At 73.0% G+C, this 21,095-nt stretch carries 18 protein-coding genes; 6 read left to right on the top strand and 12 right to left on the bottom strand.

The window, feature by feature from the left end; all coding sequences use genetic code 11:
* A partial coding sequence (locus tag KDL01_RS25585) for an isochorismatase family protein (protein WP_212531150.1) occupies positions 1 to 405 on the top strand: 405 nt, incomplete at its 5' end.
* A gap of 73 nt (positions 406 to 478) precedes the next feature.
* Here the strand turns inward: KDL01_RS25585 and KDL01_RS25580 are convergent.
* Both KDL01_RS25580 and hppD read right to left on the bottom strand, forming a co-directional pair.
* Entirely contained in the window at positions 479 to 1,630 is a 1,152-nt protein-coding gene (locus tag KDL01_RS25580; protein WP_212531149.1) for an RDD family protein, read from the bottom strand.
* A 58-nt stretch (positions 1,631 to 1,688) separates the two neighbouring features.
* Positions 1,689 to 2,831: a 4-hydroxyphenylpyruvate dioxygenase gene (gene hppD, locus KDL01_RS25575; protein WP_212531148.1), complete on the bottom strand. Its 1,143-nt coding sequence runs from the start codon at positions 2,829 to 2,831 to the stop codon at positions 1,689 to 1,691.
* 185 nt (positions 2,832 to 3,016) lie between these two features.
* Here hppD and KDL01_RS25570 point away from each other — a divergent pair, with 185 nt between their 5' ends.
* The 3 genes from KDL01_RS25570 to KDL01_RS25560 all read left to right on the top strand — a co-directional run bounded on the left by KDL01_RS25570 (position 3,017) and on the right by KDL01_RS25560 (position 5,734).
* Complete coding sequence (locus KDL01_RS25570) at positions 3,017 to 3,496, top strand: Lrp/AsnC family transcriptional regulator (protein ID WP_212531153.1); 480 nt, start codon at positions 3,017 to 3,019, stop codon at positions 3,494 to 3,496.
* Positions 3,497 to 3,629: 133 nt separating this feature from the next.
* Positions 3,630 to 4,172, top strand: a complete 543-nt coding sequence (locus tag KDL01_RS25565) for a DUF5819 family protein (protein WP_212531147.1) — start codon at positions 3,630 to 3,632, stop codon at positions 4,170 to 4,172.
* The gene (locus KDL01_RS25560) at positions 4,154 to 5,734 is read left to right on the top strand and encodes a DCC1-like thiol-disulfide oxidoreductase family protein (RefSeq protein WP_212531146.1); all 1,581 of its coding nucleotides are present in this window, start codon (positions 4,154 to 4,156) and stop codon (positions 5,732 to 5,734) included. The genes KDL01_RS25565 and KDL01_RS25560 overlap by 19 nt, the downstream gene beginning before the upstream one ends.
* Positions 5,735 to 5,760: 26 nt before the next feature.
* On the opposite strand, the gene KDL01_RS25555 is transcribed toward KDL01_RS25560, so the two are convergent.
* The 9 genes from KDL01_RS25555 to KDL01_RS25515 all read right to left on the bottom strand — a co-directional run bounded on the left by KDL01_RS25555 (position 5,761) and on the right by KDL01_RS25515 (position 16,891).
* The gene (locus KDL01_RS25555; protein WP_368861648.1) at positions 5,761 to 6,408 is read right to left on the bottom strand and encodes an IclR family transcriptional regulator; all 648 of its coding nucleotides are present in this window, start codon (positions 6,406 to 6,408) and stop codon (positions 5,761 to 5,763) included.
* Between the two features lie 168 nt (positions 6,409 to 6,576).
* On the bottom strand, positions 6,577 to 8,370 hold the full coding sequence (locus KDL01_RS25550) for a DEAD/DEAH box helicase (RefSeq protein WP_212531145.1): 1,794 nt from the start codon (positions 8,368 to 8,370) through the stop codon (positions 6,577 to 6,579).
* A gap of 138 nt (positions 8,371 to 8,508) precedes the next feature.
* Positions 8,509 to 9,885, bottom strand: a complete 1,377-nt coding sequence (locus KDL01_RS25545; protein ID WP_212531144.1) for a hypothetical protein — start codon at positions 9,883 to 9,885, stop codon at positions 8,509 to 8,511.
* A 104-nt stretch (positions 9,886 to 9,989) separates the two neighbouring features.
* Entirely contained in the window at positions 9,990 to 11,474 is a 1,485-nt protein-coding gene (locus tag KDL01_RS25540; protein ID WP_212531143.1) for an MFS transporter, read from the bottom strand.
* A gap of 141 nt (positions 11,475 to 11,615) precedes the next feature.
* Complete coding sequence (locus tag KDL01_RS25535; RefSeq protein ID WP_212531142.1) at positions 11,616 to 14,033, bottom strand: xanthine dehydrogenase family protein molybdopterin-binding subunit; 2,418 nt, start codon at positions 14,031 to 14,033, stop codon at positions 11,616 to 11,618.
* Positions 14,026 to 14,748 (bottom strand): (2Fe-2S)-binding protein, encoded by a 723-nt coding sequence (locus KDL01_RS25530; protein WP_212531141.1) that lies wholly within the window; start codon positions 14,746 to 14,748, stop codon positions 14,026 to 14,028. Before KDL01_RS25530 ends, KDL01_RS25535 begins: the two co-directional genes overlap by 8 nt.
* Positions 14,745 to 15,788 carry an FAD binding domain-containing protein gene (locus KDL01_RS25525; protein WP_212531140.1) on the bottom strand — a complete coding sequence of 348 codons (1,044 nt, stop codon included), beginning with the start codon at positions 15,786 to 15,788 and terminating at the stop codon, positions 14,745 to 14,747. The genes KDL01_RS25530 and KDL01_RS25525 overlap by 4 nt, the downstream gene beginning before the upstream one ends.
* Before the next feature lie 65 nt (positions 15,789 to 15,853).
* Positions 15,854 to 16,159 (bottom strand): DUF3039 domain-containing protein, encoded by a 306-nt coding sequence (locus KDL01_RS25520; RefSeq protein ID WP_212531139.1) that lies wholly within the window; start codon positions 16,157 to 16,159, stop codon positions 15,854 to 15,856.
* 156 nt (positions 16,160 to 16,315) lie between these two features.
* The gene (locus KDL01_RS25515) at positions 16,316 to 16,891 is read right to left on the bottom strand and encodes a YqgE/AlgH family protein (RefSeq protein WP_212531138.1); all 576 of its coding nucleotides are present in this window, start codon (positions 16,889 to 16,891) and stop codon (positions 16,316 to 16,318) included.
* A 125-nt stretch (positions 16,892 to 17,016) separates the two neighbouring features.
* Here KDL01_RS25515 and murA point away from each other — a divergent pair, with 125 nt between their 5' ends.
* Both murA and KDL01_RS25505 read left to right on the top strand, forming a co-directional pair.
* The gene (gene murA / locus KDL01_RS25510; protein WP_212531137.1) at positions 17,017 to 18,405 is read left to right on the top strand and encodes a UDP-N-acetylglucosamine 1-carboxyvinyltransferase; all 1,389 of its coding nucleotides are present in this window, start codon (positions 17,017 to 17,019) and stop codon (positions 18,403 to 18,405) included.
* Between the two features lie 63 nt (positions 18,406 to 18,468).
* Positions 18,469 to 19,443, top strand: coding sequence for a quinone oxidoreductase family protein (locus KDL01_RS25505; RefSeq protein WP_212531151.1), 975 nt, complete (start codon positions 18,469 to 18,471; stop codon positions 19,441 to 19,443).
* A 59-nt stretch (positions 19,444 to 19,502) separates the two neighbouring features.
* Here the strand turns inward: KDL01_RS25505 and KDL01_RS25500 are convergent, their stop codons facing one another.
* Positions 19,503 to 20,903 (bottom strand): NAD-dependent malic enzyme, encoded by a 1,401-nt coding sequence (locus KDL01_RS25500; protein WP_212531136.1) that lies wholly within the window; start codon positions 20,901 to 20,903, stop codon positions 19,503 to 19,505.
* Between the last annotated feature and the right edge of the window lie 192 nt (positions 20,904 to 21,095).

Raw genomic sequence — 21,095 nt, 5'->3', positions numbered from 1 at the left:
GGCTCGGGCGGGGCGGACTACGTCGTGGCCACCCGGGACTACCACGTGGATCCGGGCGCGCACTTCGGCGAGTGGCCGGTGCACTGCCGGGTGGGGACACAGGGGGCCGAGTTCCATCCGGCCGTGGCCGACCTGCCCTTCGACGCCGAGTTCCGCAAGGGCGAGCACGCCGCGGCGTACTCCGGGTTCGAGGGCGTGGACGCGGCGGGTTCCGGTGTCGGGCTGGCCGAGTGGCTGCGCGGGCGCGGGGTGAGCGAGGTGGACGTGTGCGGGCTGGCGACGGACTTCTGCGTCGCGGCGACGGCGAAGGACGCGCGGGCGGCCGGGTTCGCCACCTCGGTGCTGCTCGAGCTGAGCGCGTCGGTGGATCCCGACTTCGTCTACGCCGCGCCGGCCGAGGCGTAACGGCGGAAACGGCGGCAGGGCCCTGGTGATCAGGGCCCTGCCGCCGTTCTTCGCCGCAGTCGGACGCGGCCGGTCAGGCCTTGACGGTCGCGGTGGAGGTGACCCGCTCGTGCAGGCCCTGCCGGTACGGGCGGCCCCACAGCACGCCGCCCAGGGCGAGCAGGTCGACCAGCGGCAGCACGGCCAGCACCCAGAACAGCAGCGCCCGGCGCAGGCCGAGGCCGCTGCCGCGGACCGGGTGGGCGTCGTCCAGGCGCACCACGCGTATCCCGGCCAGCCGCTTGCCCGCGGTCTGGCCGCCGCGGCCGAGGCGGTAACCCTCGTACATGATCGCGACCAGGACCAGCGCGACGGCCGCGCCGCCCCACAGCGCGATGCCGACGGCGTCCATGCCGAGGGTGGTGTAGGTGGTGGTGGCCTGCGCGTCCAGGTTGAGCACGTACTGGTGGTCGTGGCGGTGCGCGACGAGCAGCAGCGAGACGGTGATCGGGGCGGAGAAGACCGCGGCGATGCCGAGGTCGATGAGGCGGGCGAGGAACCGGGATCCGGGCGTGGCCAGTTCCAGCACGGTGGTCTCGACGCCCTCCTCCTGCGGCTCGGGCACCGCGGCGGCGAGGGCGCCGGGCAGGCCGGCGAAGGGGTTGGCCGCGCCGATACGGGCGAAGGTGCCGGTTCCGGGGGCGTTGCGGAAGGCCGAGGGCACCACCATGCCGACGACCGTGTCAGGCCGCTGCGGCGCGGGGGCCTCGCTCGGCACGGCCGGGTACGCCTGCGGCGCTCCGGGCTGGTACTGCTGCGGGATCTGCGGCTGCGGCGCGTACTGCTGCTGGACGAACTGCTGCGGGACCTGCTCGGCAGCCTGCTGATACGGCTCGGCCGGCGCGGGCGCGTACTGCTGCGGCGCGTACTGCTGCTGGAACTGTTCCGGCACCGCCTGCTGCCCGAGCGACTGCGCGGCCGGCTGCGCCACCGGCTCGGCCGGCTGCGCCGCCTGCTGTACGACAGACGCCTGCGACACCTCGAGCGAGGGCTGCGGCCGCCACGCCTCGCCGCCGGCCGGGGCGTCGGGCACCTGGTCGCGCACCGGCGCCGGCGAGGCCGCCCCCGCGGCCTCCTCCGGCGCGGGGCGGCTGGTGCCGGCCACCCACGTCTCGCCGTCCCAATAGCGGATGTACCCCGGAATCGACGGGTCCGCGTAGTAACCCGCAGGCGGATTTCCGCTCATGGTGCCTCCCCCGACAGCGGTCCTGCTTCGAAGAATCCTGCTGGGAGATTAGCCGAATTCAGAGATTCCCGCGACGCTCCTGCTCGCGCTCGATCGCCTCGAACAGGGCCTTGAAGTTGCCCTTGCCGAAGCCGAGCGAGCCGTGCCGCTCGATGAGTTCGAAGAACACGGTGGGCCGGTCCTGCACCGGCTTGGTGAAGATCTGCAGCAGATAGCCGTCCTCGTCCCGGTCCACCAGGATGTGCCGCGCCTGCAGCTGCGCCACCGGCACCCGCACCTGGCCGATCCGGGCCTTGAGCTCGGGGTCCTCGTAGTACGAGTCAGGGGTCTCCAGGAACTCCACGCCCGCCGCGCGCATCGCGTCCACGGTGCGGATGATGTCGTTGGTGGCCAGGGCCAGGTGCTGCACGCCGGGGCCGCCGTAGAACTCGAGGTACTCGTCGATCTGCGACTTGCGCCGGCTCACGGCCGGCTCGTTGAGCGGGAACTTCACCTTGCGGCTGCCGTCCGCGACCACCTTGGACATCAGCGCCGAGTACTCGGTGGCGATGTCGTCGCCGATGAATTCGGCCATGTTGGTGAAGCCCATGACGTGGCGGTAGAACTCGACCCATTCGTCCATCCGGCCGAGCTCGACGTTGCCCACGCAGTGGTCCACGGCCTGGAAGTAGCGCTTGGCCGGGGGCGCCACCAGCGGCTCGCGCTCGACGTAGCCGGGGGCGTAGACGCCGTGATAGCGGGAGCGGTCGACCAGGCTGTGCCGGGTCTCGCCGTAGGTGGCGATGGCGGCGCGCACCAGGGTGCCGTGCTCGTCGGTGAGCTCGTGCGGCTCCTCCAGGCCCTTCGCGCCGTGCTCGACCGCGTAGCGGTAGGCCGTGTGCACGTCGGGGACCTCGATGGCCAGGTCGGTCACACCGTCGCCGTGCCGGGCGATGTGGGCGCCGAGCTCGGTGCCGGCCTTGACCGGGCCGTTGATCACGAACCGGGCGGAGCCGGAGGTGAGCACGTAGGAGGCGCGGTCCGGATGGCCGGTCTCGGGTCCGGAGTAGGCCACCAGGCGCATGCCGAAGCCGCTGGCGTAGAAGTGCGCCGTCTGCTTGGCGTTGCCCACGGCGAACACGATCGCGTCCATGCCCCTGACCGGGAACGGATCGGCGTGACGGGCGCTGCGGGATTCGGTGTCGGCGAGCAGGTCGGTCATGGCGGCCTCCGCGGCGTCGTGAAACGGCTGGTCTCGGGTCCGGGGTCTCCGGTACGGCAGATCCTGCCCCGGCCCATCAGAGTGGTCAACAGTTCTCGATTACGCTGGACATCTCGCCCAGTATTATCGGCCGAGTGCTCGACAAGTTGCACAGATTGCCGACGATCGCCGAGGGGATCACCCGCATGGCCGTGGACGAGTTGGACGCCCGCCTGATCCGGCTGTTCACCGAGGAGCCGCGGATCGGGGTGATGGAGGCCTCGCGCCGCCTCGGGGTGGCCCGCGGCACCGTGCAGGCCCGGCTCGACCGGCTCCAGGCGGACGGGGTGGTGCGCGGCTTCGGCCCGCAGGTGGACCCGGCCGCGCTCGGATACCCGGTGACCGCGTTCGCCACGCTGGAGATCCGCCAGGGCCGGGGCCGGGACGTGCGGGCGCACCTGGCGACGGTGCCCGAGCTGCTGGAGATGCACACCGTCACCGGCTCCGGGGACATGCTGTGCCGGATCGTGGCGAGTTCGAACGCGGATCTGCAGCATGTGATCGACCGGCTGGTGGACTTCGACGGGATCGTGCGCACCTCTACCATGATCGCACTGGAGAACCCGATCCCGCTGCGGGTGGTCCAATTGGCCGAGGCCGCTGCGCAGGCCAGGGCGGAAGGGTAACCTCGGCGCGGTGGACCAGCCCCCGATAGCGGCGCCACCGCTCCCACCGCCCGCCCCTGCCGCGCCGAGACCGGCGCCGAGCCCCGCACCGCGCCCGAGCCGCCGGTGGTCGCGGGCCCTGGTCGCGCTGGCCGTGCTGGCGACAGCGGGCGCCGCGGCCGTGCACCTGACCGCCACGTTCTTCTACAACGCGCCGAGCAACGTGGTCTCCCAGCGCTACCACGCGCAGATCAACTGGTGGATGAACCCGCTGCTCACCCAGAACTGGCAGCTGTTCGCGCCGAATCCGCTCTCGGAGAACGTGGAGATCGACGCGCGCGCGAGCGTCGGGACGTCGGCCGCGCTCACCGGGTGGGTGGACCTGTCGGCCGACGACCAGGCCGCCTCCACGCACGATCCGGCGCCGAGCCACCTGACCATGAACGCGTTGCGCAACGCCTGGATGGAATATACGGGTACGCATACTTACGCGGGCCAGCCGGACGCGCCGTTGGCCGCCACCTCCGAGGCGTACCTGCGGAGCCTGGTGCTCGGCTATCTGCGCCCGCACGTGTCAGGGAGCATCGATTCGCTGCAGGTGCGGTTCGTGGTCACGCTCGTCCCCGGCGACGGACGCACCGCACAGCAGCTGGCCGCGCAGACGCAGACGCTGCCGTGGTGGGTGATGAACTCATGACGGCCACGGCGAGGGCGGGCACGGCGGCGTTGTCGTTGCGGTCCTGGGCAGTCGGGCGCTACGCCCTGATCACCGAGACTCCGCTGGCCGCACGCGGAACCGCGGCGCTGCGCATCGGCTACGGGACGCTGTGGACGCTGTTCCTGCTGCGCGAGTGGGGCGAGCGGGACGCGGCGTGGGGTCCGAACGCGTACTGGTCGCCATCGATGGAGCGGGCGTTCGAGGCGCAGAAGGGGATGCCGGGCGTCCTGCGGGACTGGCTGACCTCGGTCGCGGGCCTCGGCGGCACCGGATTCCAGCTGTTTTACCTGCTGGCGATCTGCGCGGGCGTGCTGCTCGCGCTCGGCTGGCGCACCCGGATCAGCTCGCTGCTGTTCTGCTTCGTGGTGGTGGCGCTGGAGAATCGCAGCCCACTGATCACTGACGGCGGCGACAACCTGCTGGTGCTGATGTCGCTCTACCTGTGCTTCACCCGCTGCGGCCGGCACTGGTCCCTGGACGCGCGACGGCAGGTGGCGCGGGACCCGGAGACGGACGCCGAGTCCGAGTCCGTTCCCCGGCCGGCCTGGCGCGCGGAACTCGCCGCGGTGCGCGAGCAGGTCGCCAACGTGCTGCACAACGGCGCGGTGCTGGTGATCGCGGCGCAGGTGTGCATGGTCTACGGCACCGCGGGCCTGTTCAAGGTGCAGGGCTCGATGTGGCAGGACGGCAGCGCGCTCGGGTTCATCCTGCGGCTGCACTGGTTCGAGCCCTGGCCCGCGCTCAACTCCTGGCTGCTCGGTCACGGCATGCTGCTCACGCTGGCCGGCTATCTGACCGTGTTCGTACAGGTGGCGTTCCCGTTCACGGTGTTCGCGCCGAAGCTCAAGTACCCGTCGCTGGTGGTGCTGGCCGGGATGCACCTGTCCATCGCGGTGCTGCTCGGACTGCCGTTCTTCTCGCTGTTCATGCTGGTGGGAGACGCGGTGTTCCTGTCCGACCGGGTGTGGCGGGCGGTGGAGCGGGCGGTCGCGGGACCGGCGTACGCTGAAGTCGTGAACGCCTTAACGGCTCAGCCACAGGCACCTGCGACGCTCGGGGTGCCGACACTGGTCTTCGACGGGGACTGCGCGTTCTGCACCTCCAGCGTGCACTTCGCCCAGCGCCACTGCCGTCCCGCGGTGCGGTTCGTGCCCTGGCAGGAGCTGGACCTCGAGGCCAACGGCCTGACCTACGACCAGGTCACCACGGCCGTACGCTGGCTCGCCCCGGACCGCGCCGACGGCCGGATCCCGGCGGGCGCCGCGGCGGTCGGACGGGTGCTGCTGCGCAGCCGCTGGCCCTGGCGCGGATTCGGCGCGGTGCTGCTGATCCCGCCGTTCTCCTGGCTCGGCGCGGGCGCGTACAAGCTGATCGCGGCCAACCGGCAGCGGCTGCCTGGCGGCACGCCCGCCTGCGCCGTCCCGCAGCGCAGGACGCCGCCGGAGCCCCGGCCGCAGGCCCAGGTGCCGGCTCGGACTCAGGGCGACACCGTCGGCCTGGACGACCTGCTGCGCCACGACGAGGGCTCCGCGTCGGGCTGAGGCCGCGACCGAGGAGTGGGGCCGCGTCAGCGCAGCGCGCCTGCCACCTCGGCAGCCGCGCGCACGACGCGGGGCCCGGCCCGGTGCGGGTCGAGCTGGCCGAAGGAGACCACGCCCACCGAGGCCTCGACCCCGGGCACGTCGATCACCGGCGCGGCCAGCCCGTACGCGCCCGGCTGCAGTTCGCCGTCGGTGAGCAGGTAGCCGGTGGACTTGTTCTCGCGGTAGTTGAGGATGACCCGTCCGGCCGCGCCGCGGTCCAGCGAGTGGCGCGAGCCGACCCGGTAGGCCACGTGGTAGTCGGTCCAGGTGGGTTCGACCACGGCCACGGCCAGGGCCTCGGTGCCGTCGACCACGGTCAGGTGCGCGGTGGCGCCGACCTCCTCGGCCAGCCGGCGCAGCGGGATCGCGGCGGCCTCGCGCAGCAGCGGCTGCACCCGCCGGGCCAGCGCCAGCACGCCGATGCTCAGGCGGGCCCGGCCGGAGGCGTCGCGGCGGGCCAGGTTGTGCAGCTCGAGCGTGGCCAGCAGCCGGTAGACGATGGTGCGGTTCACGTGCAGCCGCTCGGCCAGTTCGGTCACGGTCAGTCCGGCCGGCACCTCGGCCAGCTCTTCGAGCGCGCGCAGCCCCCGATCGAGGGTCTGCGAGGTCTCCGGGTGGTGTTCGCCCGGGATGCTCGAGATATGCGGGGTGCTAGAAGTCACCCCAGCAGTGTAAGCACGTCGGGAAGCCCCTGGACCTCGCTGCGTAGCCGCAACGGCGCCGGACCGGGCCCGGCTGACGCCTCGTCCGGCTCGGCCACGACCACGGCGTACCCGCCGCGGCCGCCGCCACCGCCTCCGCTACGACTGGCGTGCCCGGTCCGTCGCCCAGGCCCTGACCCGGTCGATCCGCGCCCGCAGCTCGGCCGCGGTGGCCTGCGCCGCCGGCGGACCGCCGCAGCTGCGCCGCAGGTCGTTGTGGATCACTCCGTGCGGCAGGCCGGACTGGTGGTGCCAGGCCCCGACCAGCGTGTGCAGCTCCTTGCGCAGGCTGAGCAGCTGCTGGTGCGAGACCACCGGACGCTCCTCGGCGGGTGTGGGCGCGGGTACCTCGGCGCCGGCCCCGGTCCGATTCTTCTGCCGCGCGATCTGCCTGGTCTGGCGGCGCTGCAGCAGCGTGCGGACCTGTTCGGGCTCGAGCAGCCCCGGGATGCCGAGATAGTCGGCCTCCTCGGCGCTGCCGGGCTGGGCGGTCAGGCCGTAGTCGTCGCCGTCGAACATGACCCGGTCGAAGGTGGCCTCGGACTCGAGCGCCTTGAAGGTGAACTCGCCGAGGTCGGTCTCGTTCTTCTGCGCGTTCGCGTCGGCGAGCAGGTCCTCTTCCTCGGCCCACAGGTCGTCCCCGTCGCGCTTCTTGCGGTCCAGGACGTGGTCGCGCTCGAGCTCGAGCTCGTGCGCGAACTGCACCAGCAGCGGCACCGAGGGCAGGAAGACCGAGGCGGTCTCGCCGCGGCGCCGGGCGCGCACGAAGCGGCCGACGGCCTGGGCGAAGAAGAGCGGCGTGGAGATCGAGGTGGCGTAGACGCCCACGGCCAGGCGCGGCACGTCCACGCCCTCAGAGACCATCCGCACCGCCACCATCCAGCGCTGCTCGCCCTCGCTGAACTTCTCGATCTTCGAGGAGGCCTTGGGGTCGTCGGAGAGCACGACGGTGACGGCCTCGCCGGTGATCTCGCGCAGCATCTTGGCGTAGGCGCGCGCGGCGTTGTGGTCGGTCGCGATGACCAGGCCGCCGGCGTCGTGCACCGCGCGGCGCACCTCGCTCAGGCGCTTGTCCGCGGCGCGCAGCACCGAGGGCATCCAGTTCCCGGCCGGGTCAAGCGCGGTGCGCCAGGCCTGGCTGATCGCGTCCTGCGTCATCGGCGCGCCGAGGGAGGCGGCGATCTCGTCGCCCGCCTTGGTCCGCCAGCGCATCTCGCCCGCGTACGACATGAATATGACCGGACGCACCACGCCGTCGGCCAGTGCCGCGCCGTACCCGTAGGTGTAGTCGGCCATCGAGCGGCGCGCGCCCTCGGCGTCCGGGGCGTAGGTGACGAACGGGATGGGCGCCACGTCCGAGCGGAACGGGGTGCCGGTCAGCGCGAGCCGCCTGGCCGCCGGCTCGAAGGCCTCGGAGATCGCCTCGCCCCAGGCCAGCGCGTCGCCGGCGTGGTGGATCTCGTCCAGGATGACCAGCGTGCGGCGGTTCTCCACCCGGGCGCGGTGCAGCATCGGATGCGCCGCCACGCCCGCGTAGGTCACCGCGATGCCGGTGTAGTCGCGCGAGGTGCCCCCGACCGCGCCGGAGTAGGTCGGGTCGATCCCTATCCCGACCTTGCGCGCGGCCTCGGACCACTGGTGCTTGAGGTGCTCGGTCGGCGCGACCACGGTGATCTGCTGGATCACGTGGCGGTCCAGCAGCTCCGTCGCGATCCGCAGCGCGAAGGTGGTCTTGCCCGCTCCCGGCGTGGCCACCGCGAGGAAGTCCCGCGGCTCCCGGCTCAGGTACTCGTCCAGCGCGGTCTGCTGCCAGGCCCGCAGTTTGTTCGCGGTGCCCCAGGTCGCGCGGTCCGGGTAGGCCGGAGAGAGATGGGAGGCGGCGTTGGTGCTCACTCGGTCGTCCCCCTCGTCGTGATGTTCGGCGGTCTACTACCGTACCGGGCTCATCCGACAGGTTCGTAAAACCTCGGCGCACGGCGGCCGGTGGCGTCGGTCACGTCACCGGCCGTCGCGGTCCGAAACGGGGGGGCGTCAGCCGACGTTGAAGAAGTAGTCGTAGACGGCCAGCTGCGACCCGTCCGCGGTGTTGGCGTATACCTCGAGGTCGTAGGAGCCGGCGTCCGGCGGCGTCCAGCAGATGGTGGCGCGGTCCCCGCCCTGGGCCGCGACCGTCGTGAAGGTCTCGAAGTCGAAGGTGTAGGTGAAGCTCACCACGCCCTTGACCGGTGACTGGATGGTGAAGATCCCGGGCACCCCCGCGCCGCCGGCCGTGCCGTTCTCCGGGTAGGCCGCGGAACTGATGGTGGGCGCGGTGGAGAACTGGTACGAGGTGGGCGAGCCGATCCAGCCGTCCGCGCTCACGCTGTTGACCTGCAGGCTGATCCCGCTCGGGTCATCGAGGGTATAGGTCAGCACGGCGGTGCCGTCTGCCCCGGCGGGTACCGTCGTGGTCTGCTGGCCGGTGGAGGTGTACTGCGTCACGGTGTAGGCGGTGACCGGGCTCGCGGCCTCGAGTCCGGCGTCAGGGCTGAGCTTGAAGCCGAGCTGCTTGCCGTACATCGGCGCGGTCGCCAGCGGCGTGACGGTCGTGTCGGTCGAGGTGGTGACGATCCGATAAGCCGTCTCGGGGGAGCCGTTCCCGGCCCGGTCGATGCTCGTCACGTACAGGGTCATGACCTGGGACGGGTCGGCAGGTACGAGATCCACGGTCGCCGAGCCGCCGAGCGAGTCGGCCAGCACCGAGCCGGCGGTGCCCACGAAGGGGTCGCTCAGCGGCGCCCCGAAGCTGGACCCGCCGGGGCCGTCCCACGAGAACGAGAAGCCCTTGACGTCGCTCACGCCGTTGGCGCCGAAGGTCAGGTGGATGGGAGCGCCGGCCTGGTCGACGACACCGGACGGGTAGTTGGTGGAGACCACGGTCGGGGCAACCGAGGGCGCCGTCTTGTCGATCGCCACGTAGCACGGCGCCGACCAGTCCGAGGACACGCCGTCGAAGATCGTCTGCGCCTGCCACACGTAGGTCTCGCCGTCGGCGAACACCGTCCCGGGTACATCGAGGACGCCCTCGACCTGGGCCGAGCCGGAAATCGAGTAGGAGGTGATCTGGGTCGGGTCGTCGACCGGGTAGACCTGGAACTGCTCGGTCACCATGACGCCGTAGCTGCCGTCGGTGGTGCCGGTGACGTCGGACAGATCCGGGCGCGCCTCGACGGTGAGCCAGGTGGACGGGTTGGTCCAGTACGGGTTGCTCTGGTCGGTGGCACACGCAGCGCCGTTGTTGAACGCGTCGGTCGGGGTGACCGGCGTGCCGGTGACAGCCAGGGCGGGGCCCGCCGTGGCCAGCGCGAGCGCCAGGGCGCCCGTCGCGATGAAGGCCGCGCGCGCCCGCGCACCTCTGAGTTTCTTCACGATGTATCCCTCCCGAGTCGTGGGCCCGTACCCGGCGCAGCTCCATGCGCATGAGTACGGATCCTCGCCGAGAGGCTACGCCCGATGATCCTTCGATCGCCTTCTTATTTACGCACTCTGGGCGCCAGGCCCCAGGCGAGCAGGGCGATCGAGATGAACAGGGCGAAGATGAGCACGAACACGCCGCCCGAGGCGGTGGAGCCCTTGCCCAGCGCGTGGTAGACGCCGCCGGCCAGGGCGATGGTGGTGGTGCTGGTGATGCCGTCGGCGACCTGGAGCGAGGCGGAGTTGGCGCCCTGCTCGTGCGGCTCGGAGTACTCCAGCGTCAGCAGCGCGATGACCGGGAAGGCCATGCCGGAGCCGAGCGAGGCGAAGAGCATGGCCGCGGCCACGGTCCACAGCGGGGTGCTGGTGTCGACCGCGAGGACGTTGCCGAGCAGGGAGACCGCGCAGATCGTGATGCCGAGGCGGACCATGGCCGGGCGGGAGAGGCGGCGGGTGAGGAAGGGCTTGTTGATCGCCCAGGAGGAGGCCGCCCAGCCGACGGTGGCGGTGGCCAGGGACAGGCCGGCCACGGTCACGCTCATGCCACGGTGCTGCTCGAGCATCAGCGGGATGAAGGCCTCGATGCCGAAGTAGTACCCGGCCATCAGGCCTCGCATGAGGATCACCGTGGGCAGGCCGCGGCGGGCGCGCAGGGTGCCCGGCGGCAGCAGCTTGGGCACGCTCGGCACGAGCAGGACCAGCGCGACCGGCGCGAGGACGAGCCCGATCAGGTTGATCTCCTGGCTGCCGAGCTCGAGCACGCCGGCGCCCAGGGCGGTCAGGCCGGCCGCGATCCGGATCCGGCGCAGCCGCACCGTCTCCTCGGGCGAGCGCTCCGCCTGTTCCGGCCGCGGCAGGTCGCGCAGCGGCTTGGCCAGCAGGAACAGCGGGATGACGATCAGCACGGCCACGCCGAGGAAGATCCAGCGCCAGCTCAGATCCTCGGTCAGCACGCCGGCCACGACCGGGCCGACGGCGGCGGGCAGCACCCAGCAGGCGGCCATGGCGGAGAAGGCCTTGCCGCGCAGGTGTTCCGCGAAGGTCCGGCCGACCAGCACGTAGAGCGCCACGATGGTCATACCGCCGCCGAAGCCCTGGATCGCCCGGCCGGCCACCAGCTGCGCCATGGTGGTGGCGGTGCCCGCGGTGACGAGACCGATGCCGAACGCGACGATCCCGCCGAGGAACGGCAGCCGCGGCCCGCGCCGGTCGGAGCGCTGCCCGGCCAGCACCATGCCGAACAGACTGGTCGTCAGATAGCCGGAGAAGGCGAGGGAGTAGAACGGCATCCCGTGCAGCTGGGCCACCGCGACCGGCATGGCCGCGCCCACCGCCATCGCCTCGAACGCGGTCAGCAGCACCGAGGAGATGAAGCCGATGGTGATGGCCAGGTAGCGCGGGTTGAAGATGCTCTCGTGACCGGCGGACTCGACGGCGTCGACGACATCGATCGCGCCCTCGACGGGGTACGGCGCGGCTTCGGCGGGGAGGGTGGCTGCGGGCACGACGGGCAGGTCGGAGGAGGTGTCGAGGAGCGTGGTCACGGGCGCATGCTACGTCATAGCCCAGGTGGCTTTCCACCCATTACATGCACCGCGTGACCGGGCCGTGGCCTGCTGACTCGGCCTCATGCGCTCGACGAAGATCGTCCCGGCCCGGTGCCGGCCCCGTCCCAGCCCGGCGGCTCAGCCCCAGGGCCGCAGCGGCAGCCTGGTCGGGTGCGACTCGAGCGCGTCCCGGGTGGCGCAGGCCAGCGCGGCGGCGCAGGCGGCGTACGCGGCCCGGCGCAGCGGCAGGTAGCCGAGCGGGAGCGGCGCGGCGAACCCGCGGCGGCGCAGCATGGTCGAGTCGAGCTCGCCGATGGAGGACTCGAGGAACGGCAGCAGCTCGAGCTCCGGCTGCTCCAGCATGGTCGGGAACTGCCCGGGGCCGAGCGCGCCGAAGCCGCCGAGCTCCGCCCCGGCCAGGTCGATCTCCTCGGCCTGGGCGTTGAAGACGAAGTCCACCGCGGTCAGCACGCCCGAGCCGACGGCCGCCTCGGCCCGCTCCGGCAGCAGCACCCGGCCGGCGTCCTGGGCCGCCGTCACCCGCACCGGGCGCAGCGTGTGCAGCTCCGTGTCCGCGTCCACCACGGCCCGGTACGCGGCCACCGCCACGTGCGCGGTGCCGGGTTCGGGCACGAACACGCCGGGCGAGGGCTCGCCGCCGCCGTGCACCCGGAACTCGCCGTCCGCGACGTAGACCGCGGCGCCGCGCAGCACCTGCGGGTAGACCTCGTCCACCGGCTTCGAGAGCGTGCCGTCGTAGGTCACGACCATGCCGTCGCGGATCTCGAGCAGCTGCGGCGAGACGGCGAACTGGGCCGCGATCTTGGCCAGCGCCTGGGCCCGGGCCGCGCGGGCCGCGCGCTGCACCGCCATGCAGTGCAGCCAGGTGCCGCGTCCCGGGCCGATCGCGCTGGAGGGCAGGTCGTCCGGGTTGGCCGGGCGGCGCACGATCACCCGCCGCACGCCGAGCGCCTCCCTGGCCACCCGGCGCAACAGCGCGTGCTGGCCGTTGCCGGTGTCCACCATGCTGGTCACCACGTGCACGAGCGGGCCGTTGACGTCCGAGGTGAGCGCGACCTGCGCGGTGGCGAACTCCTCGCCGAGGTCCGGCGGCACCAGGTCCACCATGGCCAGCGCGATGCCCGCGCCCCGGCGCACCCGGGTGAGCTCGCCGGTGCGCCCGACCGTGCCGGGGAAGGTGCGGATGTCCGGGCCGGGCGGGAACGGCGGCATCGTGGTGTCGAGGACCTGGGTGAGCAGCTCGGGCAGCGGCACCGAGCCGACCAGCCGGCGCCCGTCCGGCAGCTGGTCGCCGGAGCGGATCAGGTTCTTCACCCGCAGGTCGAGCGGGCCGCGCCCGCAGGCCGCCGCGGCCGCGTCGATCTGCGCCTCGGAGACCACGGCCGCGATCATCGCCGCGCCGCCCGGCCAGGGTCCGGCCGGCGGGTTGTGCGTACGTACCACCCAGCCCTGGATCTCCACGTCCTGGCAGCGGTACGGGCCCACCACGCTGCGGCACAGCTCGTCGAGCAGCGGCTCGGCCCCGGCCGGGTCGGCCCCGCCGTCCACCACCAGCTCCACCCGCACCGCGACCAGCGTGCCCTCGGCGTCCACCCGGTGGGTGGCGTGCACCCGCACCGCGGGCGTGCCGGCGTCCCCGGCGAGCCGGTCGGCCGGGCCGCCCTCGGCCCGTACCGGGCGCCAGGTGCGCACCGCGAGCAGGGCCGCGGCCACCCGCAGGTCCGGGTCGTCGCCGGCCCGGGTGCCGGTGAACGGCGCGGGCACCAGGCGGATCGAGGTGGCGGGCAGCCCGATCGCCTCGGCGACCGCGTGCAGGTCCCTGGCCGGATCGCTGCTCGCGGTGTGCAGGTCGAGCCCGCGCAGCTGCAGCCCGCCCTGCCCGTCCGACCCGGTGACCGGCACCGCGAGCACCGCGCCGGGCGCGGCCGCGGGGTCGGCGCCGCGGCCGAACTCGTAGCCGTACATGACGGTGGACTCCTCGGGACCCGGCTCGGCCAGGTCCCCGCCCTCGCCCAGGGTGTAGCGGCGGTAGGCCGAGATGCGCGCGTCGTTGCCGGTGCGCCGGGCCGCGGCGAACACCTGGCGCGCGTCGAGCATCGGCTCGCCCGGCGCGTACTGGATCTCCACGGCGTCGAGGGCGGCCCGGGCCAGCGCCGGGTGCTCGGCGGCGGCCACGGCCACGCACTGGCCGCGGTACTCCACCGCGGTCACCCCGAGCTCGGGCCCGGCCAGCACCGCGTGCACGCCGGGGATCTCCAGCGCGCGTTTGACGTCGAGGCGCAGCAGCGCGGCGTGCGGGTACGGGCTGCGGGCGAGCGAGGCGTAGAGCATGCCGGGCCCGCCGGCCCGGTCCGCCGCGTACGGGTACCGGCCGGCCGCCTTGGCCGCGGGCACCAGTTTGCCGATGCCGTCGGCCGGCGGGTCCACGGCGGCGTACGTCGGGGCCGGGACCAGGTCGACCGGCGTGGCCGCGGCGGTCTCGGCCGGCAGCTGCTCGCCTATCAGGAAGCCGGGCAGGGCCGAGGGCTTATCCACGCGGGGCCACCGCCTGGTGCGCGATCCGCGAGGCCTGCGGCGGGCCGGGCTGCTGCGGGTTGGGCGCGATGTTCAGCGACTGCGACTCGTCCAGGCCCACCTCGTGCGCCCCGCTGCCGCCGAGCCCGGACGCGGCCCGGGTCTCGGAGGCCTCGCGCACCGCGTCCACGAACGGACCGGGCGGCAGGCAGCGGCACAGGTGGCCGGAGAGTGATTCGCGGATCGCCGACTCGCTCGGCTCCGGCTGGCGGGCCAGCAGGGTCCGCACGCTCAGCCCGATCCCCGGCAGGCAGTAGCCGCAGCCGGCGCCGCAGTGCGCCGCGAGCGCCGCGGAGACCTCGTCGCCCTCGCCGTACGCCTCCACCGTGGTCACGTAGGAGCCCTCGGCGGCCAGCGCCGGGGTCAGGCAGCCGAGCACCGGCTCGCCGTCGAGCAGGACCACGCAGGCCCCGCACTCGCCCTCGCCGCAGCCGTCCTTCGCGCCGGTCAGCCCGAGCCGCTCGCGCAGCACGAACAGCAGACTGTCGGCCACCCACACCTGCGGGACCTCGACCGGGTCGCCGTTGACGACGCAGCGGATCGGGACGGTGGCCAGCGTGGCCGGGCCGTCCGCCGGCTGTTCGTGCCGCGTGCCCTCGGGCAGCCACGGGTCGCCCGCGCCCACCGCGTACGAGCCGCTCACCCCGAGCGGGTCGTGGTCCGGAGCCTCGCTCACGCCGTCCTCCCCGCAGCCGGGACCGGAGGCGCGGACGGCAGCCCGCGCTCGGCCCGTTCCAACGCCGAGCGCGCCCGCATCATCTCCGCCTTGATCTGGTACTGCTTGACCTGCTCCAGCCAGCCCGAGGGCGGCAGCGCCCGCACCAGCGCCCGGCGCGCGCACACCTCGGCCGCCTGCCGCCGGTACTCGTCGGACACGCGCGAGGTGGAGGCGCCGGCCGGGCCCGCGGTCATCGGCGCGAGCAGGCCCTCGGCCACCAGCCTCGCGAAGGTCTGGTACGTGCTCGGGTCCGGGATCGCCCCCGCGTCCCAGTCCACATGGTCCGCCAGCCACACCCCGGCGTGGTCCACCCGGGCCGCCACCGGCCCGTGGCCGCCGAGGGCGCAGGCCACCTGGCGCGTGGCCGGGTCCACCACCAGCGCGAGGGTGAGCACCGGGCGGCCGGGGCCGCCGCGGGTGCCGATCTTCATGAAGCCCTGCTGTCCGGTACCGGCCGGGAGTCTGACCGCCGTGATCAGCTCGCCGGGCTCGAGCCTGACCCCGCCGTCGCGGGCGTAGAGCTCGGCCACCTGGATCTGCCGCCAGCCCGCCATCGAGTGGCACACCGCCACCGCGCCCAGGGCTATCAGGGCCGTCAGCAGGTCGCGCCCGGGCAGTGCCGCCGGACCGCCGCCAGGCCGCTTGCCCGAGGCCAGGTTGCCTCCGACGGTGGCCCGGGTGCGCAGCGCGGCCGAACCGATCGAGCGGGCGGCCTGGGCGAGTGCGGGCAGCACCGCCCGCACGTCCGCGTGGACCAGGTCGGCGCAGGTCGTCGCCGCGCCCACGATGATCTCCTGCTCGGTGAACCACACCCCGCGCAGTTCCGGGATCCGGTCGATCAGCAGGAACCCGCTCGGGCGCAGCCGGCCTGCGTTGGCCAGCACCATCAGCTCGGACCCGCCCGCCAGCACCCGCAGCCCGGGGTCGGCGGCCAGCGCCTCGACGGCGGGTTCGAGCCCGGTCGGGCGCAACGCGGGTAAGGGCGCGGACGGCGGCATCGCGGCGTTTCGTGACGTGGCGTGGGTGTGGGAGGTCAGGGCGAGGTGGCCGGCGTGGGTGGCGCCTACGCCTCGCCGCCGCCGCTGGCTCCCGACTTGTCCCCGGCCGGCTCGTCCGCCCAGCCCGGACCGTCGTAGATCTCCTTGCAGGTCGGGCAGATCGGATAGCGCTTCGGGTCCCGACTGGGCACCCAGGTCTTGCCGCACAGCGCGGTGATCGGGGTGCCGAAGACCATCGCTTCGGTGATCTTGTCCTTGGGAGCGTAGTGCGAGAAGCGCTCGTGGTCGCCGTCGTCCGTGCGGTAGTCGGTCCGCTCCTCGATCAGCGTGGACGTGCCGCCCGTAACGGTCATCTCATCTACGGTGCTCATGAACTCGAGTGTAGGAGCTCAATGCCGCTCCTGTGGAGTGGTTAGCCGACCCACCCACATCACCGCAGGTCAGCGCGTTGGCAGCGACCGGCCGCGGCGGCCGGGCAGGGGGCCTTGCGGGCCGGGCGCGGCGCGGGCGCGGCACGGACGCGGCCCCTAGTTGAGCTCGGGGTCGTCCGGGAAGGTGGACAGCAGCGCGAGACCGCCGCGCTGACGGCGCAGCACGGCCCGCCAGCTGTGCTCAGGCGAGAGGGTGAAGGCGTCCGCGGGGGCGGCGTCCACGACGTACCAGGCGCCCTGTCCGAGCTCCCGCTCCAACTGCCCGGCACTCCATCCGGCGTATCCGGCATAGACCCGGAAGGCTGATATCTCGGCCGCCAGCAGCTCGGGCGGCAGGTCCAGGTCCACCAGCCCGAGATCCCCGTGGACGCGGCGCCAGCCGAGCGGGTCCGGGTCCTCGCCCTGGCGCGGCAGCGCGCGCAGCTCGGCGAGGCCGAGCGCGGAGTCCAACGCGACCGGGCCGCCCTGGAAGACCATCGGCATCGGTCCGGCGAGCTCGCTCCAGGCGGGCAGTACCTCGTGCACCGGCACCGTGGTCGGCCGGTTGATCACGACGCCGAGGGTGCCGTCGGTGTCGTGGTCGAGCACGAGCACCACGGTGCGGTCGAAATTGGGGTCGACCAGCAACGGCGTCGCCACCAGCAGACGGCCGGTGAGCTCAGTGTCGGACATTCGCTACACCCATGGAGTACATACTGACAGGCAATTCGACACGTGTGCGGCGTTGGGCACAGCCGGTGCGTCTCTGGCAGACTGGCATCCCGTGCGACCGCTCACGAGAACCCGCACCAGGAGCCATGACTAGTTCAGCAACTACCCTGCCCCGACCCGCCGAACCGAACGAGTCCTTCGACTCGACGGACCTGATCCGGGTCACCGGCGGCACGCCGCTCACCGGTGAGGTGACCGTGCGCGGAGCCAAGAACCTGGTCCCGAAGGCGATGGTGGCGGCGCTGCTGGGCAGCGGCCCGAGCCTGCTGCGCAACGTGCCTCAGATCAGCGACGTCCGCATCGTCACCGGCCTGCTCGAAGCCCACGGCGTGCAGGTACGCGCCGGGGAGCAGCCGGGCGACCTCGTCCTCGACCCGTCCTCGGTGGACCGCGCCGACCACGCGGAGATCGCCGCGCACGCCGGCGAGAGCCGCATCCCGATCCTGCTGTGCGGCCCGCTGCTGCACCGCATCGGGCACGCGTTCATCCCGGACCTCGGCGGCTGCCGCATCGGCGACCGCCCGATCGACTTCCACCTCGACGCGCTGCGCGCGTTCGGCGCGGTGGTGGACAAGCGCCCGGAGGGCCTGCACATCGAGGCCCCGCACCGGCTGCGCGGCACCAAGATCACGCTGCCGTACCCGAGCGTGGGCTCCACCGAGCAGGTGCTGCTCACCGCCGTGCTGGCCGAGGGCGTCACCGAGCTGCGCAACGCGGCCACCGAGCCGGAGATCCAGGACCTGATCGCCGTCCTGCAGAAGATGGGCGCGATCATCTCCACCCTGGACAACCGGGTGATCCACATCACCGGCGTGGACCGGCTCGAGGGCTACCGGCACCTGGCCCTGCCGGACCGGCTCGAGGCCGCCTCCTGGGCCTGCGCGGCCCTGGCCACCGGCGGCGACATCCTGGTGCGCGGCGCGCTCCAGGGCCCGATGATGACCTTCCTGAACGTCTTCCGCCGGGTCGGCGGGGCGTTCGAGGTGGAGGACGAGCCGGGCCAGACCGGCATCCGGTTCTGGCACCCGGGCGGCCCGCTCAGCGCGCTGGCGCTGGAGACGGACGTGCACCCCGGCTTCCAGACCGACTGGCAGCAGCCGATGGTGGTCGCGCTCACCCAGGCGCAGGGCCTGTCGATCGTGCACGAGACGGTGTACGAGAAGCGGCTCGGCTTCACCAAGGCGCTGACCGACATGGGCGCGCAGATCCAGCTGTACCGGGAGTGCCTGGGCGGCACCCCGTGCCGGTTCGGCCAGCGCAACTTCATGCACTCCGCAGTCATCTCCGGACCGACCAAGCTGCACGCGACCGACCTGGAGATCCCCGACCTGCGGGCCGGCTTCTCCTACCTGATCGCGGCGCTGGCGGCCCAGGGCACCTCGAGCGTGCACGGCATCTCGCTGATCAACCGGGGCTACGAGGACTTCGGGCGCAAGCTCGCCGACCTCGGCGCCCAGGTCGAGTTCCCGGCGTAGTCGGGCCGGTCCGGAATTCCACCGGACCGGCGCGGCGTTGCCGCTGACATGACCCAGAATCAGATGCGCGCGGCGGTGGCCCGAGCGGCGGGCGGACCCGAGGTCCTCGACTACACGGAGGCCGAGGTCCCCCGCCCGGGCCCCGGCCGGGTGCTGGTGCGGGTGGCGGCGGCCGGCGTCAACTTCATCGACACCTACCAGCGTTCCGGCGTCTACCCGCTCGCGTTCCCGGCGATCCTCGGCGGCGAGGGCGCGGGCACGGTCGAGGAGCTCGGCGAGGGTGTCACGGACCTCGCCGTCGGCGACCGGGTGGCCTGGGCCGACGGCAACTCCGGCTCGTACGCCGAGTTCGACGTGGTCACGGCCGACCGCCTGGTCCCGGTACCCGGGCAGATCGAGCTCGAGACCGCGGCGGCTTCGATGCTCCAGGGCATGACCGCGCACTATCTGATCAACTCCACCTACCCGCTCAAGGCGGGCGAGACCGCGCTGGTGCACGCGGCGGCGGGCGGCATGGGCCAGCTGCTGACCCAGCTGGCCAAGGCCAAGGGCGCCCGGGTGATCGGCACCACGTCCTCGGCCGAGAAGGAGCAGGTGGCCCGGGCGGCCGGCGCCGACGAGGTGATCCGGTACACCGAGGTGGAGGACCTGGCCGCCGAGGTGCGGGCGCTGACCGGCGGCGTGGGCGTGGACGTGGTCTACGACGGCGTCGGCGCGAGCACCTTCGACGCCTCGCTCGGCTCGCTGCGCAAGCGCGGCCTGCTCGCGCTCTACGGCGGCGCCTCCGGCCAGGTCCCGCCGTTCGACGTGCAGCGGCTCAACCGGGGCGGCTCGCTCTTCCTGACCCGGCCCACCCTCGCGCACTACATCGAGACCCGCGAGGAGCTGCTCTGGCGCTCGGGCGAGATCCTGAGCGCGGTGGCCGCGGGCGAGCTCACGGTGAACGTCGGCGCCCGCTTCCCGCTGAGCGGGGCGGCCGCCGCGCACACCGCGCTCTCCGGCCGGGCGACCACCGGCAAGGTCCTGCTGGTGCCGTAGCCGCCCGACCCTCCGTCAGGCGATCCCCCGCGCCGGCCGATCCCCCGGCCGACGCGGCGTCACTTCTCCGCCGTGGCCACGTTCTTGACCGCGGCCGCGACGGAGGTGGCGACTTCGGGGTCGAACACCGAGGGCACGATGAAGTTGGCGTTGAGCTCGTCCTCGTGCACCACGTCGGCCAGCGCCCGGGCCGCGGCCACCAGCATCTCCGGCCGGATGTCGTGGCTCTGCGCGTCCAGCAGGCCGCGGAAGAAGCCGGGGAAGGCCAGCACGTTGTTGATCTGGTTCGGGTAGTCGCTGCGGCCGGTGGCCACCACCGCGGCGTGCTCGCGCGCCTCCGCCGGGTCCACCTCCGGGTCCGGGTTGGCCAGCGCGAACACGATCGAGTGCGGGGCCATGGTGGCGATGTCCTGGCCGGTCAGGATGTTCGGCGCGGACACCCCGATGAACACGTCGGCGCCGACCAGCGCCTCGCGCAGGGTGCCCTGGTAGCCGGCCGGGTTGGTGTGCTCGGCCACCCAGCGCAGGTCCGAGCCCTCCGGGCCGAGGTCCTCGCGGCCGGAGTGCACCACGCCGTGGTAGTCGGCCACGGTGATGTCCTTGGCGCCGGCGTCGAGCAGCAGCTTGATCACCGCGGTGCCCGCGGCGCCCGCGCCGGAGCAGGCGATGCGCACCGCGGCCAGGTCCTTGCCCACCACCCGCAGCGCGTTGGTCAGCGCGGCCAGCACCACGATCGCGGTGCCGTGCTGGTCGTCGTGGAAGACCGGGATGTCCAGGTCCTCGCGCAGCCGCCGCTCGATCTCGAAGCAGCGCGGGGCGGAGATGTCCTCCAGGTTGATCCCGGCGAAGCCCGGCGCGATGGCCTTGACCGTGCGGATGATCTCCTCGGTGTCCTGGGTGTCGAGGCAGATCGGCCACGCGTCGATCCCGGCGAAGCGCTTGAACAGCGCCGCCTTGCCCTCCATCACCGGCAGCGCCGCCATCGGCCCGATGTTGCCGAGGCCGAGCACCGCGGAGCCGTCGGTGACCACGGCCACCGTGTTGCGCTTGATGGTGAGCCGGCGCACGTCCTCCGGGTTGTCCGCGATGGCCTTGCACACCCGCGCCACGCCCGGGGTGTAGGCCATGGACAGGTCGTCACGGGTGCGCAGCGGCACCTTCGAGGCCATCTCGATCTTGCCGCCGAGGTGCAGCAGGAAGGTGCGGTCCGACACGCGCCCGACCTCGACCCCGTCGATCACCTTCAGCCCGTCGGTGATCTGCGCCGCGTGCGCGCTGCTGTAGGCGGCGATGGTGACGTCGATGCGCAGCCGGTCGTTGCCCGAGCCGGAGACGTCGAGCGCGGTGATCTCACCCCCGGCGTCCTCCACGGTGCGCGTCAGCTTGGAGACCGCGTTGCCTCGGGACGGTGCCTCAAGGCGGACCGTGTAGGAGTAGGAGGCGTTGGGCTGGGTGGTCATCGGGGTCGTGCCTTCTTCCTGCGCGGCTGCTCGTAACTTCGCGTCGCTCTCCTGATTCGCGTTGCATCTCATGCTCCCACGCGGGTGGCGGCCCGGGAGCGACAAAGCCGCGGATGTGAGCGTAGTCTCGCCGACGTGCACGCGGGAGGCTGGTTGAGGCGGGGCCGGGGTGGCGAGGGATCGGCGCAGGCG

This window comes from Actinospica durhamensis (assembly GCF_018139695.1).
Classification (GTDB): domain Bacteria; phylum Actinomycetota; class Actinomycetes; order Streptomycetales; family Catenulisporaceae; genus Actinospica; species Actinospica durhamensis.
This window is presented reverse-complemented; position numbering and strand designations above follow the sequence as displayed.